This is a genomic window from Micromonospora sp. WMMB235 (assembly GCF_001855515.1).
Classification (GTDB): domain Bacteria; phylum Actinomycetota; class Actinomycetes; order Mycobacteriales; family Micromonosporaceae; genus Micromonospora; species Micromonospora aurantiaca.
Map to the genome: position 1 here is coordinate 3,689,191 of NZ_MDRX01000001.1, position 22,811 is coordinate 3,712,001.

22 protein-coding genes are annotated in these 22,811 nt (G+C 72.9%); 14 read left to right on the forward strand and 8 right to left on the reverse strand.

The features are described 5' to 3' along the window. Positions 1-2 precede the first annotated feature (2 nt). A complete protein-coding gene (locus BFV98_RS15670; protein WP_071098892.1) occupies positions 3-908 on the reverse strand; it encodes a TatD family hydrolase in 906 nt (301 codons plus the stop codon). Between the two features lie 81 nt (positions 909-989). Between BFV98_RS15670 and BFV98_RS15675 the strand changes: the two genes are divergently transcribed. Both BFV98_RS15675 and BFV98_RS15680 read left to right on the forward strand, forming a co-directional pair. Next, positions 990-2,234 carry a hypothetical protein gene (locus tag BFV98_RS15675; protein ID WP_071096871.1) on the forward strand — a complete coding sequence of 415 codons (1,245 nt, stop codon included), beginning with the start codon at positions 990-992 and terminating at the stop codon, positions 2,232-2,234. Positions 2,235-2,295: 61 nt separating this feature from the next. Continuing rightward, on the forward strand, positions 2,296-3,147 hold the full coding sequence (locus BFV98_RS15680) for an alpha/beta fold hydrolase (RefSeq protein ID WP_071096872.1): 852 nt from the start codon (positions 2,296-2,298) through the stop codon (positions 3,145-3,147). Positions 3,148-3,202: 55 nt separating this feature from the next. Here BFV98_RS15680 and metG read toward each other — a convergent pair whose 3' ends face one another. Further along, positions 3,203-5,005 (reverse strand): methionine--tRNA ligase, encoded by a 1,803-nt coding sequence (metG, locus tag BFV98_RS15685; RefSeq protein WP_071098894.1) that lies wholly within the window; start codon positions 5,003-5,005, stop codon positions 3,203-3,205. Between the two features lie 127 nt (positions 5,006-5,132). Here metG and BFV98_RS15690 point away from each other — a divergent pair, with 127 nt between their 5' ends. Continuing rightward, a complete protein-coding gene (locus BFV98_RS15690) occupies positions 5,133-5,963 on the forward strand; it encodes a hypothetical protein (RefSeq protein WP_232236769.1) in 831 nt (276 codons plus the stop codon). A gap of 60 nt (positions 5,964-6,023) precedes the next feature. On the opposite strand, the gene rsmI is transcribed toward BFV98_RS15690, so the two are convergent. Further along, positions 6,024-6,863: a 16S rRNA (cytidine(1402)-2'-O)-methyltransferase gene (gene rsmI, locus BFV98_RS15695; protein ID WP_071096874.1), complete on the reverse strand. Its 840-nt coding sequence runs from the start codon at positions 6,861-6,863 to the stop codon at positions 6,024-6,026. Positions 6,864-6,955: 92 nt separating this feature from the next. Here rsmI and BFV98_RS15700 point away from each other — a divergent pair, with 92 nt between their 5' ends. From BFV98_RS15700 to BFV98_RS15710, 3 genes are all read left to right on the forward strand, one after another. Then, the gene (locus BFV98_RS15700) at positions 6,956-8,626 is read left to right on the forward strand and encodes a dolichyl-phosphate-mannose--protein mannosyltransferase (RefSeq protein WP_071096876.1); all 1,671 of its coding nucleotides are present in this window, start codon (positions 6,956-6,958) and stop codon (positions 8,624-8,626) included. A 307-nt stretch (positions 8,627-8,933) separates the two neighbouring features. Continuing rightward, positions 8,934-10,226 carry a VWA domain-containing protein gene (locus BFV98_RS15705; RefSeq protein WP_071096878.1) on the forward strand — a complete coding sequence of 431 codons (1,293 nt, stop codon included), beginning with the start codon at positions 8,934-8,936 and terminating at the stop codon, positions 10,224-10,226. Between the two features lie 2 nt (positions 10,227-10,228). Further along, a complete protein-coding gene (locus BFV98_RS15710) occupies positions 10,229-11,002 on the forward strand; it encodes a hypothetical protein (protein WP_013283938.1) in 774 nt (257 codons plus the stop codon). Positions 11,003-11,054: 52 nt separating this feature from the next. Here BFV98_RS15710 and BFV98_RS15715 read toward each other — a convergent pair whose 3' ends face one another. Further along, positions 11,055-11,330 carry a hypothetical protein gene (locus BFV98_RS15715; RefSeq protein WP_013283937.1) on the reverse strand — a complete coding sequence of 92 codons (276 nt, stop codon included), beginning with the start codon at positions 11,328-11,330 and terminating at the stop codon, positions 11,055-11,057. A gap of 126 nt (positions 11,331-11,456) precedes the next feature. Between BFV98_RS15715 and BFV98_RS15720 the strand changes: the two genes are divergently transcribed. The 5 genes from BFV98_RS15720 (at position 11,457) to BFV98_RS15740 (ending at position 14,923) form a co-directional block, all read left to right on the forward strand. Continuing rightward, positions 11,457-12,113 (forward strand): 4'-phosphopantetheinyl transferase, encoded by a 657-nt coding sequence (locus BFV98_RS15720; RefSeq protein WP_071096880.1) that lies wholly within the window; start codon positions 11,457-11,459, stop codon positions 12,111-12,113. Between the two features lie 75 nt (positions 12,114-12,188). Continuing rightward, a complete protein-coding gene (locus tag BFV98_RS15725) occupies positions 12,189-13,229 on the forward strand; it encodes a hypothetical protein (protein ID WP_071096882.1) in 1,041 nt (346 codons plus the stop codon). A 127-nt stretch (positions 13,230-13,356) separates the two neighbouring features. Beyond that, positions 13,357-14,073: a hypothetical protein gene (locus BFV98_RS15730; protein ID WP_071096884.1), complete on the forward strand. Its 717-nt coding sequence runs from the start codon at positions 13,357-13,359 to the stop codon at positions 14,071-14,073. A 111-nt stretch (positions 14,074-14,184) separates the two neighbouring features. After that, positions 14,185-14,376 (forward strand): hypothetical protein, encoded by a 192-nt coding sequence (locus BFV98_RS15735; protein ID WP_013473934.1) that lies wholly within the window; start codon positions 14,185-14,187, stop codon positions 14,374-14,376. A gap of 85 nt (positions 14,377-14,461) precedes the next feature. Beyond that, a complete protein-coding gene (locus BFV98_RS15740) occupies positions 14,462-14,923 on the forward strand; it encodes a hypothetical protein (RefSeq protein ID WP_030274065.1) in 462 nt (153 codons plus the stop codon). Between the two features lie 35 nt (positions 14,924-14,958). On the opposite strand, the gene BFV98_RS15745 is transcribed toward BFV98_RS15740, so the two are convergent. The 3 genes from BFV98_RS15745 to BFV98_RS15755 all read right to left on the reverse strand — a co-directional run bounded on the left by BFV98_RS15745 (position 14,959) and on the right by BFV98_RS15755 (position 19,195). Then, positions 14,959-15,822: an alpha/beta fold hydrolase gene (locus BFV98_RS15745; protein ID WP_071096886.1), complete on the reverse strand. Its 864-nt coding sequence runs from the start codon at positions 15,820-15,822 to the stop codon at positions 14,959-14,961. 110 nt (positions 15,823-15,932) lie between these two features. After that, positions 15,933-18,053 carry a cellulase family glycosylhydrolase gene (locus BFV98_RS15750; protein WP_071096887.1) on the reverse strand — a complete coding sequence of 707 codons (2,121 nt, stop codon included), beginning with the start codon at positions 18,051-18,053 and terminating at the stop codon, positions 15,933-15,935. A gap of 131 nt (positions 18,054-18,184) precedes the next feature. Further along, on the reverse strand, positions 18,185-19,195 hold the full coding sequence (locus tag BFV98_RS15755) for a saccharopine dehydrogenase NADP-binding domain-containing protein (protein WP_071096890.1): 1,011 nt from the start codon (positions 19,193-19,195) through the stop codon (positions 18,185-18,187). A 94-nt stretch (positions 19,196-19,289) separates the two neighbouring features. Between BFV98_RS15755 and BFV98_RS15760 the strand changes: the two genes are divergently transcribed. From BFV98_RS15760 to rox, 3 genes are read left to right on the forward strand one after another with little or no spacing between them, the layout of a single operon-like run. Then, positions 19,290-20,228: a helix-turn-helix domain-containing protein gene (locus tag BFV98_RS15760; protein WP_030274057.1), complete on the forward strand. Its 939-nt coding sequence runs from the start codon at positions 19,290-19,292 to the stop codon at positions 20,226-20,228. Positions 20,229-20,281: 53 nt separating this feature from the next. Next, complete coding sequence (locus BFV98_RS15765; protein WP_030274055.1) at positions 20,282-20,461, forward strand: hypothetical protein; 180 nt, start codon at positions 20,282-20,284, stop codon at positions 20,459-20,461. Positions 20,462-20,481: 20 nt separating this feature from the next. Then, positions 20,482-21,909 (forward strand): rifampin monooxygenase, encoded by a 1,428-nt coding sequence (gene rox / locus BFV98_RS15770; RefSeq protein WP_013283926.1) that lies wholly within the window; start codon positions 20,482-20,484, stop codon positions 21,907-21,909. A 25-nt stretch (positions 21,910-21,934) separates the two neighbouring features. Here rox and BFV98_RS15775 read toward each other — a convergent pair whose 3' ends face one another. Then, entirely contained in the window at positions 21,935-22,693 is a 759-nt protein-coding gene (locus tag BFV98_RS15775) for a hypothetical protein (RefSeq protein WP_041798784.1), read from the reverse strand. Positions 22,694-22,811 lie beyond the last annotated feature (118 nt).

Here is a 22,811-nt window from a genome sequence, read left to right on the forward strand (position 1 = left end):
GCTCAACGCCACGGGCCGAACGCTTGCTCACCGTTCGTGGAGAGGGCGGCGCAGAGTGCGTCCACGTCGGTGCCGGTGGTCTCGGCGAGGAAACGGACCGTGAGCGGGATCAGGTACGACGCGTTGGGCCGTCCCCGGTACGGCATCGGGGTCAGGTAGGGCGCGTCAGTCTCCACGAGCATCTGCTCCGGCGGGGTGACGGCTGCGGCCTCGCGCAGCGCGGCGGCGCTGCCGAACGTGACGGTGCCGGCGAAGCTGAGCAGGAAGCCGCGCCGGACGCACTCGCGGGCGAAGTCGGCGTCGCCGGAGAAGCAGTGCATGACCACGGTTTCCGGGGCGCCCTCGTCGTCGACGATGCGCAGCACGTCGGCGTGCGCGTCCCGGTCGTGGATGACGAGCGCCTTGCCGTGCCGCTTGGCGATGGCGATGTGCGCCCGGAAGCTCTCCTCCTGCGCAGCCCGCCCCTCCTCGCCGGTACGGAAGAAGTCCATCCCGGTCTCGCCGACGCCCCGGACCCGGTCCCGGCCGGCGAGCGTCTCGATCTCGCGCAGTGCCTCGTCCAGGTCGGCCAGCCGGGGCGCCTCGTTCGGGTGCAGCGCGACGGTGGCGAGCACCGGGGCGTACCGGTCGGCGACGTCGGCGCTCCACCGGGACGAGTCGACGTCCACCCCGACCTGGACGAGCCGGTCCACGCCGGCCCGGGCGGCGACGTCGATCGCGGCGGCCACCGGGTCGTCGCCGGTGGTGCTGCCGGGAGGCGTGCCGAACTCGCCGACGGTGATGTCGAGGTGGGTGTGGCTGTCCGGCACGGGTACGGGCAGCGGCTCGGGGGCGGGCGGGAACTCCCCGGCCCGGCGGGCGGCGCGCTGCTTGCGGGTCTCGGTCTGCTCGGTCATCGCGGCCAGCATCACACACCCGCCCGGGGCGGCGTTCCCGGACCGCCACCGGCTGTTCACGTGCCTCACATCTGGCGGGCTTAGCGTCCTGGAGTGACCGTCACCGACCAGGCCGGCGGGCCCGCCTCCGACCGGGCCGGGTTGCGCGTGACGTACGGCGGCCGGGTGCATCCGGCGGAGGAGATCGCCCGGGGCGCGGCGTACGAGTTGTTCAGCGCCGACGAGGCGCCCGGGTTCGAGTGGTGTCCCCGGCCCGGGGGCGGCTATCCGTGGCGCCGGTTCGTGCACGCGACCGAGGTGGACGCGGTGCACGGCGCCGACGGTCCGGCCGACGAGACGGACGCGCCGCTGCTGATGCCGGTGCACCGCGACCGGGGCTGGGAGTACGTACACCGGCTCAGCCAGCAGCCGGGCGCGGCGGGTGATCCGACGCTCGCCGCCGTGCGGGCGTCGGCGGTGATCCGGCCGGGTACCCGCATGGTGAAGGTGCTCTCCGCCCGGCAGCTCGCCGGGTACGTGCGGGGCGTGCTGCCGCACGGCTTCTGCTACCGGGAGCACGACGTCGCGCACCTGCGGACACCGGCCGGGATGGCGGTGCTGCGGGGCGACTCCGAGGGCGGCGACGTGGCGTACGCGGTGCGCTGGCGGGCCGCCGACCCGGCCGACTACGACGTGCCCGTGGGCCCGGCGCACCGGGGGCTCATGGCGTTGCCGCCCCGGGACCGGCTCGGGCCGCCGGTGCTCGGTACCGGGTTCGTGCCGAGCAGCGCGCAGCTCGTACCGGAGTTCGTCACCCGGGAGTTCGCCGACCTGCCGATGCCGGCGAACGCCACCCTGCTCGCCTACCCGGCCGACGGGGTGGAGGTGGTCCTCTACACCTACCAGGCGGAGCAGCGGGGCTGGCTGCGCCTGGCCGGCCCGCAGTGGCGGCACCTGCTCGCCGCGGTGCCGGGTCTCTCCGCCGACCAGGAGTACGTGCCGACCGGCGAGGCGCCGCGCTCCACCCGGCTCGTCGGCGCGTACGCGGGTTCGGAGTACGAGGCGGTGGCCGACCAGCCGGGCGGGTTCCGGGTGCTGGCGATGACCCGGGCGGCCCGGTACCCGGTGGACGCGCCGGCCCGGCGGGTGCGCACGGCGGCCTGGCGCGGGGTGCCCTGCCTGGTGCTGCGGGAGGAGGGCGGCTGGCTGCGGTTGCGGCTGCGCCGCCCGGATCCGGACGGGGTGGCCGCGACCGGCGCGCAGTGTCTGGAACGCGGCGTGTACGAGGTCTGGGCGCCCGGCGCCGAGCTGGCCGACGACCGGGTGGTGGACCTGCCCTATCCGGCCCGGCACGAATAGACGAGGGCAGGTCGGGAAGGCGTGGGGTGTCCGAGAAACCCGCGCGAGGGGGAATCCCGACATGCCTTTCGTCACCGTCGGTACGGAGAACTCCGCACCCATCGACCTGTACTACGAGGATCACGGTTCCGGTCAGCCGATCGTGCTGATCCACGGTTTCCCGTTCAACGGGGCGACCTGGGAGAAGGTGAGCGGTCCGCTGCTGGACGCCGGATACCGGGTGATCACGTACGACAGGCGTGGATTCGGCAACTCCGCGCAGCCGGCCATGGGCTACGACTACGACACGTTCTCCGCCGACCTCGACGTGCTGATGACCGAACTGGACCTGCGGAACGCGATCCTGGTCGGGCACTCCATGGGCACCGGTGAGGTGACCCGCTATCTGGGCGCGTACGGGTCGGACCGGGTGGACCGGGCGATCCTGATGGCCCCGTTGGCGCCGTACCTGCTCAAGGCGCCCGACGACCCGGAGGGCGTCGACAAGAGCATGTTCGACGGGTTCCAGAAGGCGATCACCCAGGACCGGTTCGCCTACCTGACCCAGTTCTGCGACGCGTTCTTCAACGCCAGCGAAAACCGGGGGACGCTGGTCAGCGACGAGGCGTACCACGCGCACTGGCAGATCGGCGCGCAGGCGTCGGCCAAGGGCACCCACGACTCGGTGGACGCCTGGCAGACCGACTTCCGCGGTGACCTGCCGAACATCAACGTGCCGGTGCTGATCATCCAGGGCGACAAGGACAACGTGCTGCCGTACCCGGTGACGGGCCAGCGGCTGGTGAACATGCTGTCCGACGCCAAGCTGGTCACGCTGAAGGGTGCGCCGCACGGCACGCCGTGGACCCATCCCACCGAGGTCAACAAGGCCATCATGGAGTTCATCGGCAAGCCGAGCATGGCCCGCGCCTGACCGGCGCGCACGACCGCGGCCCGGGGATCTCCCGGGCCGCGGTTCGCGCGCGTGTTCAGCCGGCCAGGCGGGCCAGCTCCTCCTCGACGATGGACGGGTCGAGCTTGCGGAACACCGGCTTCGGCGCCGCGAGCGGCCGGCCCACTTCCAGGGGTACGGACTCCCAGCGCGCACCGACCGTGTAGTCACCGGTCAGCACCGGGTACGACGGCCCGCCGTCGAGGTCGTCGACCTCCTCGATGACGGGCATCGGCGCGTGCACGCCGGTGCCGCCGAGCAGCTCGTGGATCTTCTGGGCGGAGTGCGGCAGGAACGGGGTGAGCAGCGTGTTGGCGTCGCTGACCACCTGGAGCGCGACGTGCAGGACGGTGCCCATGCGGGGCTTCTCGTCCTCGCCCTTGAGCTTCCAGGGCGCCTGCTCGGAGAGGTACTTGTTGGCCTCGGCGACGACCTTCATGGCCTCGCCGATGGCCTGCTTCTGCCGGTGCCGGGCGATCAGGTCGCCGACGGTGGCGAAGCCGGCCTTCGCGATGTCCAGCAGCGCCTGGTCGGCCTCGGTGAGCCCGGCCGGGTCGACCGGCGGGATCGCGCCGAAGTTCTTCGCCGCCATCGACACGGACCGGTTGACCAGGTTGCCCCAGCCGGCGACCAGCTCGTCGTTGTTGCGGCGCAGGAACTCGGCCCAGGTGAAGTCGGTGTCGTTGCTCTCCGGGCCGGCCACCGCGATGAAGTACCGCAGCGCGTCGGCGTCGTAGCGCTCCAGGAAGTCCCGGACGTAGATGACCACCTTGCGGGAGGAGGAGAACTTCCGTCCCTCCATGGTCAGGTACTCGCTGGAGACGACCTCGGTGGGCAGGTTGAGCCGGCCCAGCTCGCCCGGTTCGCCGTCGCGGGCGCCCTCACCGGAGTAGCCGCCGAGCAGCGCCGGCCAGATCACCGAGTGGAAGACGATGTTGTCCTTGCCCATGAAGTAGTAGGAGCGGGCGTCCTTCCCCTCCCCGTCCGCCGACCACCACTTGCGCCAGGCCTCCGGGTCGCCGGTGCGCCGGGCCCACTCGATGGACGCGGACAGGTAGCCGATGACCGCGTCGAACCAGACGTAGATCCGCTTGTCCGGGCGGTCGCGCCAGTCGTCGAGCGGGATCGGCACGCCCCACTCCAGGTCGCGGGTGATGGCCCGGGGCTGGAGGTCGTCGAGCAGGTTGCGGGAGAACCGCAGTACGTTCGGGCGCCAGCCGTCGCGGGTGTCCAGCCACTGCCGCAGCGCGTCGGCCAGGGCGGGCAGGTCGAGGAAGAAGTGCTCGGTCTCGACGAACTCCGGGGTCTCCCCGTTGATCTTCGACTTGGGGTCGATCAGGTCGATCGGGTCGAGCTGGTTGCCGCAGTTGTCGCACTGGTCGCCGCGCGCGCTGTCGTAGCCGCAGATCGGGCAGGTGCCCTCGATGTAGCGGTCGGGCAGCGTCCGGCCGGTGGACGGGGAGATCGCCCCGGTGGTGACCTTCGGGACGATGTAGCCGTTGCGGTGCAGCCCGGTGAACAGCTCCTGCACCACCGCGTAGTGGTTGCGCGTGGTGGTGCGGGTGAACAGGTCGTACGACAGGCCCAGCGCCCGCAGGTCCTCGGCGATCACCCGGTTGTAGCGGTCGGCCAGCTCGCGCGGGGTGACCCCCTCGGCGTCGGCCTGCACCTGGATCGGGGTGCCGTGTTCGTCGGTGCCGGAGACCATGAGCACGTCGTGACCGGCCATCCGCATGTACCGGGAGAAGACGTCGGAGGGAACGCCGAATCCGGATACGTGGCCGATGTGGCGCGGGCCGTTGGCGTAGGGCCAGGCGACCGCGGCGAGAACGTGACTCATGAGCAGCAAGCCTAGTGATTGCCGTGGGCGTGCCGCGAACCAATGGGGTGCGCGCTCCGACCGTACGTCCGATTTGTCGCCGACACGCGGCGTGAGCTGCCCGACAAGCCAGACGTACCGGTGTGAAATGAACATCGTGACCAGCAGACCAGCGGCGCCCGAGCCGTCGGCGGCCGCCACGCGGCGGGCGGCGCGGCCCACGCCGCCCGGCGGGCCCGTCGCTCCCCAGCCACGGCTCGACCCGGCGGACCCGCCGGTGGAGGTGGAGCCGACCACCGGAGCGCCGGTGGACGCGGTGCCGAGCCGGGTGCCGGTACGCCAGCCGCGCTGGCAGCGCGAGGCCGCCCCGTCCGGCGGCTGGGCACCGATCGAGGAGGTGCACTGGGACGGCACGCCGCTGCGCGACGAGCCGCGCCCACGTCCGGGCCGCCCCTCGGCGCGACGGGAACGCGCCCGCCCGGCCGCGCCGCCGAGCCCGCCCGCCGGGCTGGCCGTGCTGCTGACGCTGAGCCTGCTCGCCGCGTTCTTCGCCTGGGTGAGCGCCGGGCCGTTCTGGCTGGCGGTGGGGCACTCGACCGGCGGCACCGTGATGATCACCGAGTGCGCGGGCGGCGGGCTCACCCAGCGCTGCCGGGGCATCTTCTCCGCCGACGGCGACCGGTTCCAGGCCCACGGGGTACGGGTCAGCGGCGTACCGGCCGGGCGCACCGACACCGGCAGCTCGCTGCGGGCGCGGATGACCGGGCCGGACGGGTCCACCGCCTACGCGGACACCGGGGTGGGACGGCACCTGCGCTGGCTGCTGGGGCTGGCCCTGGTGGCCGGCTGCGCCGCCGGGATCGCCAGGTGGACCGGGGCGACCCGGCTCGCGGACGAACGGCAGCGGCACTGGGCGGTCGGCCTGGCGCTGGCCGGGCCGGCGTTGATCACCGTCGGCTTCCTGGCCGCCGCCTGGTGAGGTGAGGCGTTAAGAGGGGGCCCTTCCTCTACCGCAGGCGTTAAGAAGGGGCCCTTCCTTTCAGCTGTGCACGACGGCGTACACCTCGCGCCGCCGCAGCCCGTACGCGGTGGCGACCTCGGTGATCGCGTCCCGGCGGGACAGCCCGGCCGCCTCGCGCTCGGCCACCGCGGCGCGCAGCGTCTCGTCGTCCGGCCGGACCGCGGGCGTGGCCGGTGCGCCCGCAACGACGAGCGTGATCTCGCCCCGCGGATCGCCCTCGGCGGCCCACTCGGCCAGTTCGCCGAGCGGCCGGCGGACGACCTCCTCGTAGGTCTTGGTCAACTCGCGGCAGAGCGCGGCGGGCCGGTCCCTGCCGAACGCCTCGGCCAGGTCGGCGAGCGCACCGGTGATGCGGTGCGGCGCCTCGAAGAACACCAGCGTGCGGTCCTCGGCGGCGAGCGCGCGCAGCCGGGAGCGGCGGGCGCCGGGGGTACGCGGCAGGAAGCCCTCGAAGCAGAACCTGTCGCAGGGCAGCCCGGACAGTGCCAGCGCGGTGGTCACCGCGCTCGGCCCGGGCGCGGCGGTGACCGGCACACCGGCGTCCAGTGCGGCCCGGACCAGCCGGTAGCCGGGGTCGGAGACGCTCGGCATGCCGCCGTCGGTGACCAGCGCGACCGTGTAGCCGGCGGTGAGCACCTCGGCCAGCTCGGGGGTACGCCGCTCCTCGTTGCCCTCGAAGTACGAGACGATCCGGCCGGGCACAGTCACGTCCAGGTCGCGGGCCAGCCGGGTGAGCCGCCGGGTGTCCTCGGCGGCGACCACGTCGGCGGCGGCCAGCACCTCGCGGAACCGGGCGGACGCGTCGGCCGGGTTGCCGAGCGGCGCGCCGAGCAACACGAGCCGCCCTACCTCGGACATTTCCCCCACGGCGTGCGCTCCCTCATCGACGGTCGTACCAATTTCGGAGACGAGAGACGCCACCGGGCACCCTCGCAGCCTACGATCGCCGGGTGACGAGTGCGTCGACAGCACAGAGCGCGAACCCGGACCCTTCCACCACCGACCGGGGCGACGGCGCCGGGCGCGGGCTTCCCGCCGCCGTGCGGCGCCGGCTCGCCATCGTCGATGATCGCATCGGTCGAGGTCAGGCGTGGCTGGCGACAGCGGTGGTGGTGGGCGTCGCGGCGATCCTGCGCTTCGTGGGGCTCAGTTTCCCGCCCGGGAAGATCTTCGACGAGACCTACTACGCCAAGGACGCGTACGGGCTGATCGACCGCGGCTTCGAGTGGAACTACAAGGACAACGGCCCCTCGTACGTGGTGCATCCACCGCTGGGCAAGTGGATGATCGGCATCGGCGAGTGGGCCTTCGGCTACCAGGACGCGGACAGCGGCGTCTCGGTGCCGGGCCACCTGATCACCACCTCGCCGGAGTTCGGCTGGCGGTTCGGAGCGGCGGTGGCGGGCACGCTGTCGGTGCTGCTGCTGGTCCGTATCGGGCGGCGGATGTTCCGCTCCACGGTGCTCGGCTGCGCGGCCGGCCTGCTGCTCGCGCTCGACGGCTACCACCTGGTGCTGTCCCGCACGGCCATCCTCGACATCTTCCTGCTGCTGTTCGTGCTCGCCGCGTTCGGCGCGCTGGTGCTCGACCGGGACGCCCGGAGGCGGCGCTGGGCGCGGGCGCTGGAGGGCGGGCTCGACCCGACACAGCCGGGCCGGGCCGGCCGTCCGTCGTCGGGCTGGCGGGACTGGCCGTGGTGGCGGCTGGCAGCAGGTGTGCTGCTCGGCTGCGCCTGCTCGGTGAAGTGGAGCGCGCTCTACTTCGTACCGGCGTTCGCGTTGCTGGTGCTGCTCTGGGAGGTGGGCGTCCGCCGCTCGTCCGGGGTACGCCGGCCGTGGCGCGACGCCGTGCTCGACGAGCTGCCGTGGCTGCTCGCCGCGGGCGTGCTGATGCTCGTGACCTACGTGGCGACCTGGTCGGGCTGGCTGCTCGGCCAGGACGGCTACTACCGCCTGGCGGAGCGCTACCCGAACAACCCGGAGCTGAGCGACACCCCGATCATCGGCGCGCTGATCAACCTGTGGGAGTACCACAAGGCGGCGTACGGCTTCCACACCCAGCTCGACGACCCGCACAAGTACCAGTCCTGGCCCTGGCAGTGGCTGCTGCTCGGCCGCCCGGTGGCGTTCCACTGGTCCGGCGACGGCAGTTGCGGCGCACCGAGCTGCGCCTCGGAGGTGCTGCTGCTGGGTACGCCGCTGCTGTGGTGGTCGTTCCTGCCGGCGCTGGCCGCGACCGCCTGGCTCGGGCTGGCCCGGCGTGACTGGCGGGCGGGCGCGATCCTGCTCAGCGCCGCCGCCGGCCTGCTGCCCTGGTTCTGGTTCGCCCTCGACGGCCGGACGATGTTCTCCTTCTACGCCGCGCCGGCGGTGCCGTTCCTGGTGCTCGCGGTGGTCTACGTGCTCGGCGCGATCGCCACCCCCGCGCCGGTGTCGAACACGGCCGCGCCACCGGACCCGCAACAGGTCCACGACCGCCGGCTGGTGGGCGGGATCATCGCGGGCGCGTACGTGTTGCTCGTGGCGCTCTGTTTCGCGTACTTCTACCCGATCTTCGTGGGCCGGGTGCTGCCGTACGCGGACTGGTCGGCGCGGATGTGGCTGGACGGCCGCTGGATCTGACGCGGGGCGCCGGGCACTGCGCGGCGCCGGGGCACCAAAAAAGCGCGCCCCGATCGCCTGCCACGGGGGAAGCGGGCGATTGGGGCGCGCAAGACAGAGCTTAACCACACTCCGGCAACGGCACAACGGGTGCGGGCCGGTCAGATTTCCGACGAGTGCACCACCGGCCGAAAGGTTTACATGGTGCAGCTAACGGTGGGTGGCCGAGCGCGACCGTGACGGCCCCGGCGGGCGCCGGGAGCGGGCCTCCGGCGGGCACCTCCGACCCGGATGATCTTCCAAAGTGGATCTCACTACACTTCGCCCGGTGATCAACAAGAGACGATCGACGGCCGTCCTCATCGGACTGCTGGCGGCGGCCGCGCTGATCGGGCCGAGCCCCGCCGGGGCCGACGACGAGACCACCGAGCCCGTCGCCGAACCACCCAAGGTCGAGCTGGTCCTCGACGTCAGCGGATCGATGCGGGCCCGCGACATCGACGGGCGCAGCCGGATCTCCGTCGCCCAGCAGGCGTTCAACGAGGTGGTCGACGCCCTGCCGGACGAGACACAGCTCGGCATCCGGGTGCTCGGCGCCACCTACCGGGGCAAGGACAAGAAGCAGGGCTGCCTGGACACCCAGCAGATCGTGCCCGTCGGCCCGGTGGACCGTACCCAGGCCAAGGCCGCCGTGGCCGGGCTGCGGCCGACCGGTTTCACACCGGTCGGGCTGGCCCTGCGCTCCGCCGCGCAGGACCTGGGAACCGGCAGCACCGCCCGCCGGATCGTGCTGATCACCGACGGTGAGGACACCTGCGCGCCGCCCGACCCGTGCGAGGTGGCCCGCGAGCTGGCCGCCCAGGGCACCCGCCTGGTGGTCGACACGCTCGGCCTGGCGCCGGACGAGAAGGTACGCAAGCAGCTGCTCTGCATCGCCGGCGCGACCGGGGGCACCTACACCGCCGCGCAGAGCGCCGACGAGCTGACCGGCCGGATCAAGCAACTGGTCGACCGCGCCCGGGACACGTACACCGCCGCTCCGGCTGTGGTCGGCGGCGGCACGGCGTGCGAGGGCGCGCCACTGCTCGCCCCCGGCGTCTACAGCGACCGGGAGGCGTTCTCCGAGCACCGCTGGTACCGGGTGCCGGTGCGTCCCGGGCAGGAACTGCGCGCCTCGGTGAGCGTCGCGCTGGACCGGCCGGTCAACCCGGACTACGGCGTGCTGCTGCGCGCCACCGCGCCGGACGGGCGGGAACTGGTCCGGGGCGTCGACGCCGGCAGCGGGCGTACCGACGTGGTCTCCGCCGGGCTGCGCTGGTCGGCCGCCGAAGAGGAGGAGGACGGTCCGAGCCCGCAGCCGAGCGCCGGCGCGGAGCAGTCCGTACGGACCGTCTGCCTGGTGGTCAGCAACTCGTTCGCGGCCAAGCCCGGCACCCAGGCCCGGCCCGGCATGCCGGTGGAGCTGACAGTCGACGTGGTGGCCGCCTCCCCCGCGCCGGACGGGCCGGATCTGGGCCGCGGCTGGGTGCTGCTGCTCCTGCTCGCGCTCGCCGGACTGCTCACCGGGCTGGTCGCCGGACTGCTCACCCGCTGGTGGGTGCACACGTGGAGGGTGAACTGAGCATGCGTACGCTGATCCGCTCCGCGGCGGCGATCACCGCCGCCGGACTCGCCCTCACCCCGGCGGCGGCCCTGGCCGCGCCCAGCCCGTCACCGGGTGCGACCACGGTGACCAAGGCCGGCACCTCGTTCCTCACCGCCACCACAGTCACCGCCGGCCAGCCGGTGCAGGTGGGCGCGTCGACCGGCGACCACCTGTACTGGTCGTTCCGCGCCGACGCCGGGCAGGTGCACGAGGTCACCGCCACCGTCACGTTCCCGAAGCCACGCAGCGGCGCGTCCACCTGGACCGTCGACGTCTTCGACGGGCTGCGCCGCCGGCAGGCGTGCACCGCTGGCGCGCAGACCCCCACCGCCGGCGCGTCGGCGACGAGCGTCGCGCTGGGCTGCACGCTGCGCCGGGTACGGCCGTGGGCCGAACCCTGGTCGGGCGACCCGCTGCCCGGCACCTACTACATCCGGCTCTCCGTCACCGATCTGCCGGAACCCGACCTCGGTCTGCCGATCGACGTGGAGATGCTCGTCGGCGCGACCGACGAGGGCGGCGCGTCCGGCGACGACGGCGAACTGGCCGCGCCGCTGGTGCCGAACACCAGGGCCGGCACCGTGCTCAGCGCCGAGCCGACGCCCGAGCCGGTGGCCGACGAGGAGACCGACCTGACCGGGTGGCTCCCCGAGGCCGGATCGCGCTGGGTGTGGACCACAGTGGGCGGCGTGCTCGCCGCCGTGGCCGGCGTGGTCGGCTTCGGGCTCACCCGGCGGCCGCGCCGCCCCTGAGGACCGCAGCCGGTGGCCGCCGCGAACCCGACGCGGCGGCCACCGGACGCGCTCATGCCTCGGCGATACGCGGGCCGCGCGGCACCCAGCCGATGAACCGGTCCTGGAGCGCGGTGACCGGCACGGAGCGCAGATCCTGCGTCGCCGCGGCGAGGCAGGACCCGAGATAGACGCTCAACGACGCCCGGTCCACCTGGTACTCGCGCAGCAGGTGATGACGTTTCGTGGCGCAGGGCCAGTCGTCACCGCACGAGCCGCAGGTCCAGTCGGGGGTCACCGGCACGTGCTCGCCGCCGGTACTTCCCGAAACCTCCGCGCCAGGCGTCATCGGCCGCTCCTTCCGAGTCAGGAATGGTGGTGATGGACCGGTTGCCTCCCCGCAACATTCCTTCAGCGCAGCGGCACGCCCAAGCGTTACGGTACGTTCACCGCGTGTCCCCGTCATCCACCTCTCGTGCGTGATCTGCTCCCGGCCGAGGTCGCCGTGGCGGTGGCCGACGCGGCCGACTGGGCCGGTGAGCTGCTCCCGGCCGAGCTGGCCGCCCTGGGTGAGCGCGCGGTACCCGGCCGGCGCCGAGACTTCACCGCCGGGCGGGTCTGCGCCCGCCGGGCACTCGGCGCGCTCGGCCTGCCCGCGACGCCGGTACCGGCCGGCGCCGACCGGGCCCCGATCTGGCCGCCCGGCGTGGTCGGCGCCATCACCCACACCCGCGACTACTGCGCCGCGGCCGCCGCCCGCGCCACCGACGTGCGCGCCGTCGGTATCGACGCCGAGCGCTACCGGCCGCTCTCCCCGGGGGTACGCCGGAAGGTGTGCCGCCCCGACGAGGAGGCGGACCTGGCCCGGCTGCCGCCCGGCACGCCCTGGCCGACCGTGCTGTTCAGCGCGAAGGAGACCGTCTACAAGGTCTGGCACCCGCTCGTCGGCACGTGGCTGGGCTTCGCCGACGCGCGCGTCACGCTGGAGCCGGAGACGGGCACCTTCCACGCCGCCATCGCCCCGGCCCGGCTCTCCGCCGCACCGGTGCCCGATCCACCGTCAGCGGTGACCGGACGGTTCGCCGTGGACGACGACCTGGTCCGCACCGCGGCCGTCCTGCTTCGTCGATGAGGCGCTGCCGGGCAGGTTGTGCCCGGCTTGTACCGTCGTTCCGACTGAAAATTCCGAAGGCGCCCAAGGAGTACGGTGAGCCACCCTCAGCCTCCGTCCGGGTCACCGGACCCGAACCAGCAGCCGCAGGAACCGCCGACGCAGGCGTTCCCCACCGCCCCGATGCCGCCGGTGCCGGGCAACCCGTACGCGCCACCACCCGCTCCGACCTCGGGCTCGCCCTACCCGCCGCCCTCGGACGCGCCGCAGCCGCCCGTCTCGGGCGCGCCGTACCCGCCGCCGGGCAGCGAGTACCAGCCGCCGGGTGCCGCGTACCCGCCGCCGGGCGGTGCGTACCCGCCGCCGGGGTCCGAGTACCAGCCGCCGGGTGCGGCGTACCCGCCCCCGGGCGGCGAGTACCAGCAGCCGGGTGGCTACCCGCCCCCGGGTGGTTACCCGCCGCCGGGTGGTGGCGCGTACCCGCCGCCGCCCGGAGCGCCCTTCGGACCGCCGGCGAAGAAGTCGAACAAGAACGTCTGGATCACTGTCGGCATCATCGCGGTGATCCTGCTGCTGCTGTGCTGCGGTGGCGGCATCTTCGCCATCTACAGCGGCGCGAAGAAGACCCAGGAGGCGATCGACTCGCTGCCCACCCCGGGCGTCACCTACGGCCAGCCCACAGGTGACATCCCGACGGGCGCTCCCACCGGCACGCCGCAGCCGGGCAACACCGACGACAAGACGTTCAACATGCCGGCCGGCGACAAGCTGGTCGTCAACGACGACCGGGGCACCATCGAGATCACCGTCGGCAACTTCCGGACCAGGAACGCCGCCTGCAGCGAGGTCATGCCCGGCCCGAAGAACGGCATGTTCCTGATCGCCGACGTGACCGCCGAGATCACCAAGGGCACCGGCTCGATCAACCCGTTCTACTTCACCTGGGTCGCTGCGGACGGCACCGAGGAGAGCGGCATCGGCGGCGCCTTCTCGGGTTGCGGCAAGCTGATGACCTCGGGCAACAACCTGCCCGAGGGTTCCAAGCGCAGCGGCCAGCTCATCTTCGACGTCAAGGACCAGAACGGCGTCGTGGAATACAAGCACCGCTTCCGTTCCGCCGGGTCCTGGAAGCCCTGACCCGAACGAAACCCCGCACGGGGGCCGGTCCACTACGGACCGGCCCCCGTGTCCGTTCGGACGGCGCCAGAAGCCGAACGGACATTTCCATGTGCACGAGCCGGCCCTCGGTCGCCAGGCTCGGAGCATGGCTAACGAGACGACGATCCCGCTGCTGCCGTGCCGCTCCCTGGACGATGTGGCGCCCTTCTACCAGGCCCTCGGCTTCGAGATCACGTACCGGCAGGAGCGCCCGAACCCGTACCTGACACTGCGGCGGGAGGATCTCCATCTGCACTTCTTCGGGATGCCGCAGTTCGATCCCGCCGACTCGTACGGCTCCTGCCTGGTGGTGGTGGACGACCTGGTCGACATCCACCGGGCCTTCACCGACGGCCTGCGTGCCACGTACGGCAAGGTGCTCGTCTCCGGCGTGCCCCGGATGACCCGGCCCCGGCCCCGCCGCAACCAGGAGGGCCACTTCGGGTTCAGCATCGTCGACCCCGGCGGCAACTGGATCCGGTTCGTCGGCCGGAGCGATACCGCGGAGACCGACGACAGGGGCGGGCTGGCCCGTACGCTGCAGAACGCGGTGGTGCAGGCGGACTCTCGCGGCAATCCCCAGCAGGCCGCGCGGATCCTCGACGGCGCGCTTGCCCGCCCGGATGCCGCCGACGACCCGGCCGTCCAGGTGGAGGCGCTGGTCTACCGGGCGGAGCTGGCGCTGCAACTCGACGAGCCGGAGTCCGCGCGGGAGCTGGTGCGGCAGGCCCGCTCGATCCCGCTGGACGACGGATCGCGCGACGCGCTGGCCGACACGCTGCGGCACGCCGAGGACCTGATCACCGCACTGCCGCCCGCATGACCGCACGGCGGGCGGGCGCCCGGCCGGTGGCGGCGGTTTGCCGGCCGGGCCAGCGGGGACGCGCCTCGGCAGGCGGCGAGGGCCGCCACGCGACGATCCGGGGAGGCGGCAATGAGCGTCGAGCGCGCGAAGAACGACCTGGAGGACCTGGCCGGTCCGGCCCGGGCGCGGCTCGGTGACCTGAACCAGGACGAACACGCCGAAGCGGGCCGGGTACGCGAACAGGATGAGATCCGGGGCAAGCGCCCCGGCGAGCACATCCAGGCGGACGCCCGCGACGCCGACGACGACTTCTCCGCCTGACCCCGTCCTGCCGGAGATCCGAGGTCGGGCCGCGCCGCACGCGCGGCGGGCGTGCGCTGTCGGGGTTGGCTCCTATCCTGGGACGATGGTTCTCACCGACGTCACCGGGTCCTGGGCAGGCACCAACGGCTTCCGGCTGATGCCCGCCGATCCGCTCGCCGAGTCGCCGGCCGCGCTCACAGTCGCCACCGCGGCCGGCGGGCACCTGACCACCGTGTCGTACTCGTGGGAACATCCCGACGACGGCCCGCAGGACGGCCTGCTGGTGGTCGGCGCCGGCGACCGGCCGGGCTCGCTCGTCGCCTGGTGGGGCGACTCGTGGCACCAGCAGCCGACCCCGATGACGCTCACCGGCGCGGCGGGCGGGGCGGCGGTCGAGCTGACCGCCGAGTACGGCGGCGGCTGGGGGTGGCGGATCGTCCTCGACACCGCCGACCCGGTCACGCTGCGGCTGCGGATGGAGAACGTCGTCCCCGCGGACCAGGCCGGGCCCGGCACACCGGCCGGGCCCTACCCGGCGATGGTCACCGACGTGCGCCGGGCCTGACCGTCGCGGGCATCCGCGACGCGGCGCTGCCGCGGTCAGGCGTCGAGGATCTCCCGCAGCCGGCGCGCGAACGCCTCCGGCTGCCCGGCGTGGCCCATCCCCTCGCCGAGGAACCCACCGTGGTGGCTCGGGAAGACCGCGGCCTGTCCGCCGAGCAGCTCGGCGGTGGCCACCGACGTCCGCGCGGTGAGGGTGTCCGCCGACTCCTCGCCCACCGCCACCACGACCCGGGTGGGCGCGGCGCGCAGCGCGTCGGCGTCCGGCCGGAAGACGGTGACCGCCGCGGACCGGTCGGAGAGCAGCGGGTCGTCGCGGCTGCCGTCGTCCTCGGCCGGCATTCCGAACGCGGCGGGATCGGGCGCGGGCTGCGCGAAGTAGTCGGCTGTGAACTCGCCGCGCCACGACGTCATGACGATGAACGCCGCCATGCCGGCACCCCAGCCGTTCTTCCGGTACGCCTCCTGGCAGGCGGCCATGGCCCGTCCGGCCGCCTCGGCGTCGGGGAGCAGCGTGACCAGCGGCGGCTCGTGCGCCACGAGCGTGGTCACCACGTCCGGGTGGGCGGCCACCAGCGCGAGCGCGGTCACCGCGCCGCCGCTGCTGGCGAACATGTCGACCGGGCCCACGCCGAGGGCGTCGACGATGTCGCGGACGTCCCGGGCCTGCACCTCGGGCAGCGAGTCGTTCCGGCCGTCCTTGCGGACGCTGCGGCCGAGTCCGCGCGGGTCGTACGTGATGACTGTGCGGTCCGGGAAGTACGACGCGAGCGTGGTGAAGCCGTCGGCGCACATCGGCTGGCCGATCATGAACAAGGGGCGGTGCCCGGCCTCGGCCGCCTCGGGGGCGTGGACGTCGTAGACCAGGTCGACCTCGGGCGTCTGGAGAGTGAGCGTCTTCATGCCTCTGTCGACCGGCGCCGACCTCGGAAATCATCGGTCCGGCGGAAACTCGTGCCGGGCACGGCTCGCGGCGGTGTCGACGCCCACCGCCGCGAGCCGTGCCGTCGCGGTCAGCTCACCGTGCCGGTGACGGTGCTGCCGGACTTGGTCACGTAGTAGGTCAGCTTCGTGCCGCTCCAGAAGTGGAACGTCAGCGTGACCCGCTGGCCGTCGTTGACCTCGGCGAAGAACTCCGGCTTCAACGCGATCGTGTTGCCGGTGTAGTTCGGCGCGAACGTCACGTCGAACTCCTTGTACGAGGTCCAGTTGTGCGGCCCGGCGTTGCTGCCGTCGGCGTACTTCGCCTCCATCGTGGCCAGCTGGTCACCGCGGAACTGCGCCGGGAGCGTGAACGCCGCCGTGGTGCCCGTGGCGTTCGACAGCACCGGCGGGTCGTACGTGATGATGCTGATCCGCCACGGCACGCCCGCGGAGAAGCGGGCCTGGAGGTTGGCGTTCACCCCGTACGCACGGGAGCCGACCAGCCGGGTCAGCGCCGACGCGGTGAGCGTCAGGGTGCCGCCGGAGACCGTGTAGTCGGTGCCGTTCACCAGGTCGGTGGTGCCCTGGCGCAGCCCCTGGAACGTGGTGCCGTTCAGGTTGAGCGTCAGGCTCTTGGCGGTGATCGTGCCGGTACGCGGCACGTACACCTGGTCGCTGGACGCGGTGCCGGAGCGGGTCGTCCAGCTCGACTTGATCTGCGCGAACAGCTCGGGGTCCTTCCACACGAACGACGTGCGGTCGAAGTGCTGGCCGTTGTCCCAGAGCTGGGTGGTCAGCTTGCGGCTACGCGCGTAGTGGCCGAGGAACTCGAAGAACTTGAGCTTCTCGCCCTGCTCGATGGTGCCGGTGTGGCGGTCGAAGCCGAGCAGCCCGTACTCGCCGATGATCACCGGGATGTTGCGGGTGACGAAGGCGTTGTAGACCCGGTCGAACTGGTCGGTCAGGTCCTGCTGGACCGTCGCGTCGAACCGGGTGCCCCCGGCGACGTTCACGCTGAACGGCCAGTACCCGTAGAAGTGCACGGTGGCGATCAGGTTCGGGTCGTTGAGCGTGTTGAACGTGCTGACCAGCTCGTTCACCCGGGCCTGCTCGGCGGAGGTGTGCAGGGTCGGCAGGACCAGCAGCCGGGTGGCGTTGCCCCCGCCGGACTGACGGACGATGCGGTGGAACGAGGTGTTCAGCTCGTTGAGGAGCGTGGCGTTCTGCGCGTCGCCGGAGCTTCCGGTGAACTGCGGCTCGTTGACGCTCTCGAAGGTCAGCTTCGGCGAGGAGTCCTTGAACGCGGCGGCGATCTGGGTCCAGAGCGCGTTGTAGCGGTTCAGAACGTTGGTGCGGTCGGTGGGCATCGTGTTGATCCACTGCCACGAGTCGTGGTGGATGTTGAGCACCACGTAGAAGCCGTCGGCGAGCGCCCAGCCGACCACCTCGCGTACCCGGTTCAGCCAGGCCGCGTCGATCGTGTAGTTCGGCGCGGCGCCGTGGTGGTTGCTCCAGGTCACCGGGATGCGGATGCTGTTGAAGCCCTGCGCCCGGACGTTGTCGAGCAGCGCCTCGGTGACCCGCGGGTTGCCCCACGCGGTCTCGTCCGCGCCGACAGCGTCGAAGGAGTTGCCGAGGTTCCAGCCGGGCTGCATGGCGGCGACGGCGGCCATGGCGTTGCCGGCGGGCGGCGGGGTCGTGGGCGGTGGCGTGGTGGGCGGCGGGGTGGTCGGGGGCGGAGTGGTCGGCGGTGGCGTGGTGGGCGGCGGCGGGGTGGTCCCGCCGACGCCGCCGGTGCAGGCCACACCGTTGAGGGAGAACGCGGTGGGCGCGGTGTTCGCGCCGGACCAGGAGCCGTTGAAGCCGAACGAGACGCTGCCGTTGGTGGCGATGGAGCCGTTGTAGCCGACGTTCGTCGCGGTGACGTCGGCGCCGGAGGAGGTGACTGTGGCGCTCCAGGCCTGGGTGACCCGCTGGCCGGACGGGAACGTCCAGCGCAGGTTCCAGCCGTTGATCGGGTCACCGAGGTTGGTCACGTCGACGTTCGCGGTGAAGCCGCCGGGCCACTGGCTGGCGGTCGTGTAGGTGACGCGGCAGCCGGCCGCCGCCTGGGCGTTCGTCGCCATCACGGCGGTGCCTGTCACGAGTGCCGCGGCGGTCGCGGCGACCAGGCCGACCCGCAATCGGGCGGTACGGGGAGAGCGGAACATGGTGGTTCCTTCGTGGTGGGGTGGGGCGCGTGGACGGGGAAGGCGGGGCGCGCACCCGCCCAGCGCGAGAGTAAGTTTGGATTCCAAACATTGTCAATCGGTAGCCGTGGATGCGGGAGGCCGACGGGGCATCAGGCGGCCGGCGACGTCTCGACGGTGAGGTGCGCCGACAGCGCGCCCAGGAAGTCCGTCGCGTCGAAGATCCGGCCGGCCGACGCGACACCGGTCGCCCGCGTCTGCCCGGTCAGGATCCGGTGGACCGCCTCGACCGCCAGCGGCGCGCTGATCGCGTAGATGTCCTGCCCGTGGGCCACCACCCGCCGGCGGACGTCGCCCGAACTCACCACCACGTCGACGGTGAACGTCTGCGCGGACCGGCCACGCTCGTCCACAGCGGCCGGCGCCTCCCCGGCGGCGAGGTCCCCTGCCGCGTTCGCGGTCATGTACGTGCACACCTCCGGGATGTCCAGGTGGCTCGGCACCGTCACCACGTCGGCCATGGTGAACTCGCCGAGCACCGGCCGGACACCGAGCGGCGCCGGGAACTCCCAGTCCCGCCGGGGCAGGTCGCCGTCGGCGTACACCAGGCGCCCGTCGGTGAAGCGGACCCGCCGGCCGTCGCGGCGCTCGCGCGAGACGACGCCGGAGGCGACCGTCCCGGCCGTCGGGTGCCAGCTGCTCAGCCCGTACGCGACGTGCGCCTCGTCGGCCGCCGCCCAGTCCCCCATCGCGACGGTGACCAGCAGGTCGCCGAGCCCGCCGAAGAACGCCATGGCGGGCACCACCGCGACTCCCGCGGCCTCGGCACGCTCGGCGTAGTGCGCGAACGTGTCCCGGTTCGCCTCGATCTCGGCCGCTACGTCGACGTAGGGGATCCCGGCCCGCAACGCGGCCTCGATCAGCGGGCCGGCGGTCGAGGCGAACGGCCCGGCGCAGTTGACCACCGCCGCCGCCCCGGCCAGCGCCCGGTCCAGCGAGGCCGGGTCGTCGACCGACGCCACCCGCTGCTCCACCCCCGGGAACGCGGCCGACAGCCTCCCGGCGTCGCGTCCCACCGGCAGCGGCTCGTATCCCCGCTCCCGCAGCTCCGCCACCACGAACCGTCCGGTGTGCCCGTACGCCCCGAACACCGCTACCTGCATGACATTCCCCCTCGAAGATCGACTGGAATGATCCTCGCCGGAATTCGAGAGCCGGGACAGTGGCGCAAACGCCAATGCCCGTACAGTTTCGGACATGACTCTGATCGCGCTCGCCGCCACCGACGGGATGCTGCACTTCGAGCTGGCGGCGGCCTGCGAGATCTTCGTGCGCGACCCGACCGGCCTGGCCGACCCCTGGTACGACCTGGTGGTCTGCGGTCCCGGCCCGGTCGGCGTCGGCCGGTTCGCGGTCACGCCCGACCACGGGCTGGACCACCTGGCCCGCGCCCACACGGTGATCGTCCCGGCGATCGAGGACACCGACGCCGAGCCGCCGTCCGACCTGGTCGACGCGGTCCGCGCCGCGCACGAGGCGGGCGCCCGGATGGTCTCGTTCTGCACCGGCGCGTTCGTCCTCGCCGCCGCCGGCATCCTCGACGGGCTGCGCGCCACCACCCACTGGGCGCACACCGACGCGCTCGCCGCCCGCTACCCACGCGTCCAGGTCGACCCGGACGTGCTCTACGTGGACAACGGTGACGTGCTCGCCTCCGCCGGCAAGGCCGCCGCGATCGACCTGTGCCTGCACCTGATCCGCCGCGACCACGGCTCCACAGTCGCCAACGCCGTCGCCCGCCGCCTGGTGGTGCCGCCGCACCGCGCGGGCGGCCAGGCCCAGTACGTCACCACACCGGTCCCGGCCCGCGAGGACCACCCGCTCGCCGCGCTGCTCCCCTGGGCGATGGCGCGGCTGGACCGCCCGCTGACGGTCGCCGACCTCGCCCGCCAGGCCACCATGAGCACCCGCAACCTGGTCCGGCACTTCACCGCCGCGACCGGCGCCACGCCGTCGCAGTGGCTGGCCACGCAGCGCATCCGGCGGGCGCAGGAGCTGCTGGAGAACACTGACGACGGCATCGACGCCGTCGCCGAGGCATCCGGCATGGGTACGGCGACGACGCTGCGCCGCCACTTCCAGCGCACCGTCGGCGTACCCCCGGACACCTACCGCCGGACGTTCCGCCGCGGCTGACCGGGGTTGCCCGGCGGTTGTAGCGTCGGCCACCCGACCACCGGGAGCAGACCATGGCTGAGCAGGTACGGGTGCCCGACGACGGCGCCGGCGGCAGCGAGTTCATCGAGGCCCGCGCGTTCCGGCACGGCGGCTATGGTCGATTCGACCACCAGCCGATCGTCGCTGCGCTCGTGGCACGCATCCGCGCCCTCTCCGGCGGCTTCGTGCCGCCGAAGGGGACGGTCGCCTGACACTCGGCACGGGGGAAGATGTGTTCGACGTGATCGTGGTCGGCGGTGGGCCGACCGGCATGATGCTGGCGAGCGAGTTGCGCCTTCAGGGCGTCGGCGTGCTCGTCCTGGAACGCGACGCCGAGCCGCCGCCGTACGTGCGCTCGCTCGGCCTGCACGTCCGCAGCATCGAGGTGATGGACCAGCGCGGGCTGCTGGAGCGGTTCCTCGAACACGGCGGCACCCATCCGATCCGGGGGTTCTTCGCCAGCATCGACAAACCCGCGCCCGCCGACCTGGACACCGCACACCCGTACGTCCTCGGCATCCCGCAGACGCTCACCGACCGGCTGCTCGCCGACCACGCCGCCGAGGTCGGCGCTGAGATCCGGCGCGGCAGTGCGGTGACCGGGCTGGAGCAGGACGACGACGGCGTGACAGTCCACCTCGACGACGAGAGCGCGTCACCGCTGCGGGCGCGGTTCGCCGTCGGCTGCGACGGCGGGCGCAGCACCGTCCGCAAGCTGCTCGGCGTCGGCTTTCCCGGCGAGCCGTCGACGATCGACACGCTGCTCGGCGAGATGGAGGTGACCGCGTCCGCGGACGAGATCACCGCGATCATGACCGAGGTACGCCGCACCGAGAAACGGTTCGGGCTCGGGCCGTCCGGCAGGCCCGGCGTGTTCCGGGTGGTCGTACCGGCGGCCGACGTGGCCTCGGCGCCGCCGACGCTCGATGACGTCAAGCGGCAACTTCACGCGTACGCGGGCACCGACTTCGGCGTGCACTCCCCCCGCTGGCTGTCGAGGTTCGGCGACGCGACCCGCCTGGCCGAGCACTACCGGGTCGGGCGGGTGTTCCTGGCCGGCGACGCCGCGCACGTCCACCCGCCGCTGGGCGGGCAGGGGCTCAACCTGGGCATCCAGGACGCGTTCAACCTGGGCTGGAAGCTGGCGGCGACGGTGAACGGCTGGGCGCCGGACGGCCTGCTGGACACCTACGAGACCGAGCGACGCCCGGTCGCCGCCGACGTGCTGACGAACACCCGCGCGCAGATGCTGCTGACCACGAACGAGCCCGGACCGCAGGCCGTGCGTCAGATGCTGGCGCAGCTCATGGACTTCGACGAGGTCAACCGCTTCCTGATCGAGAAGGTCACAGCGATCAGCGTCCGGTACGACGTCGGCGAGGGGCATGCGCTGCTCGGGCGGCGGCTGCGCGACGTACCGCTGCGGGAGGGACGCCTGTACGAGCTGATGCGTACCGGCGGCGGGTTGTTGCTGGACGGGACCGGGAAGCTGTCGGTGGACGGCTGGGCCGACCGGGTCGGGCACGTCGCCGGCACCGGCGACGAGCTGGACGTGCCGGCGGTGTTGCTGCGGCCGGACGGGCACGTGGCCTGGGTGGGTGACGATCAGCAGACGCTGGAGGATGCGCTGACCAGGTGGTTGGGTGGCGCGACGAGGTGAGCTGCCGCCGACCGCCCGAGGGCGTTCAGGGTCCGGTTGTCTGGTAGCTGCGGAGCGCGGCTTCGGCGAGTCGGGTGAGGTGATCGTCGCCGCCGGGCTCGTTGCCCTGCTCATGAACGACCACCAGGGTGGTGCCGATCCGGACGAGGATGCTGTCCCATTCCAGGGTGATCGATCCGGAAGTCGTGCTGGCGTCGACGCGCATGCTCTCGTCGCCCAGTCGCGGCCCCGGTACCACCGCGAAACGGTAGCTGCCTCCGTCCTGGCCCGGTGACGCGACGGCAGGGCACCGGCCGATGAACGTCCGCAGGTCCGCCATCGCCTCTCGGGCGCCGTCGTCGGCGTACGTCCTGAGCACTTCGCTTGCCACCCACGGGTAATCGGAGCCCTCGCCAGAGCTGACGGTGGCGGCGGCCATCGCCGACGGAGCACCGGTCAGCCGGTTGGCCGACAACAGCGGAATCATGTCCGCACAGGGCACCTCGGGGCCGGGGCGCTGCCGGCCCGCATCCGGAGCCATGACCGTCGCGATGTCCACAGTGAAACCTCGTGGTAGCGCGTCCGTGGTCACCAGCCGCGCCGACAGTGCCGCGGAGTAGCCGGCGCCGCCGGTCGCCGGAATCGCGGACGCTTTCCCGGTGGTGGGCGTGCCGGTCGCCTGGGCCGTGGAGGGGGCAGCTTCGCCCGCCGAACGATCCGCTGGATCAGCAGTCGAGGGTCCGCACGCAGCCACCAGGCAGACCGCGCCCGCCGCGCCCAGCCTCCGCAGCACCATCCTGAGCACCGGGCAGACTCCATCTGTCGTACGGACGCGTCAGGCTACCAACGGACGTGACTCCGATCGGCCGCCCGGCTGCGGGCCGGGTGCCGGACGGACCCGGGCACATCTGAGCGCTGCGAGA

What these genes read in the sequence shown, in the direction of transcription:
- BFV98_RS15670 (WP_071098892.1), bottom strand. Translation starts at nt 908, where the DNA reads ATGCTGGCCGCGATGACCGAGCAGACCGAGACCCGCAAGCAGCGCGCC.
- BFV98_RS15680 (WP_071096872.1), top strand. Translation starts at nt 2,296, where the DNA reads ATGCCTTTCGTCACCGTCGGTACGGAGAACTCCGCACCCATCGACCTG.
- metG (WP_071098894.1), bottom strand. Translation starts at nt 5,005, where the DNA reads ATGAGTCACGTTCTCGCCGCGGTCGCCTGGCCCTACGCCAACGGCCCG.
- BFV98_RS15690 (WP_232236769.1), top strand. Translation starts at nt 5,133, where the DNA reads ATGAACATCGTGACCAGCAGACCAGCGGCGCCCGAGCCGTCGGCGGCC.
- rsmI (WP_071096874.1), bottom strand. Translation starts at nt 6,863, where the DNA reads ATGTCCGAGGTAGGGCGGCTCGTGTTGCTCGGCGCGCCGCTCGGCAAC.
- BFV98_RS15710 (WP_013283938.1), top strand. Translation starts at nt 10,229, where the DNA reads ATGCGTACGCTGATCCGCTCCGCGGCGGCGATCACCGCCGCCGGACTC.
- BFV98_RS15715 (WP_013283937.1), bottom strand. Translation starts at nt 11,330, where the DNA reads ATGACGCCTGGCGCGGAGGTTTCGGGAAGTACCGGCGGCGAGCACGTG.
- BFV98_RS15730 (WP_071096884.1), top strand. Translation starts at nt 13,357, where the DNA reads ATGGCTAACGAGACGACGATCCCGCTGCTGCCGTGCCGCTCCCTGGAC.
- BFV98_RS15735 (WP_013473934.1), top strand. Translation starts at nt 14,185, where the DNA reads ATGAGCGTCGAGCGCGCGAAGAACGACCTGGAGGACCTGGCCGGTCCG.
- BFV98_RS15740 (WP_030274065.1), top strand. Translation starts at nt 14,462, where the DNA reads ATGGTTCTCACCGACGTCACCGGGTCCTGGGCAGGCACCAACGGCTTC.
- BFV98_RS15745 (WP_071096886.1), bottom strand. Translation starts at nt 15,822, where the DNA reads ATGAAGACGCTCACTCTCCAGACGCCCGAGGTCGACCTGGTCTACGAC.
- BFV98_RS15750 (WP_071096887.1), bottom strand. Translation starts at nt 18,053, where the DNA reads ATGTTCCGCTCTCCCCGTACCGCCCGATTGCGGGTCGGCCTGGTCGCC.
- BFV98_RS15755 (WP_071096890.1), bottom strand. Translation starts at nt 19,195, where the DNA reads ATGCAGGTAGCGGTGTTCGGGGCGTACGGGCACACCGGACGGTTCGTG.
- BFV98_RS15760 (WP_030274057.1), top strand. Translation starts at nt 19,290, where the DNA reads ATGACTCTGATCGCGCTCGCCGCCACCGACGGGATGCTGCACTTCGAG.
- BFV98_RS15765 (WP_030274055.1), top strand. Translation starts at nt 20,282, where the DNA reads ATGGCTGAGCAGGTACGGGTGCCCGACGACGGCGCCGGCGGCAGCGAG.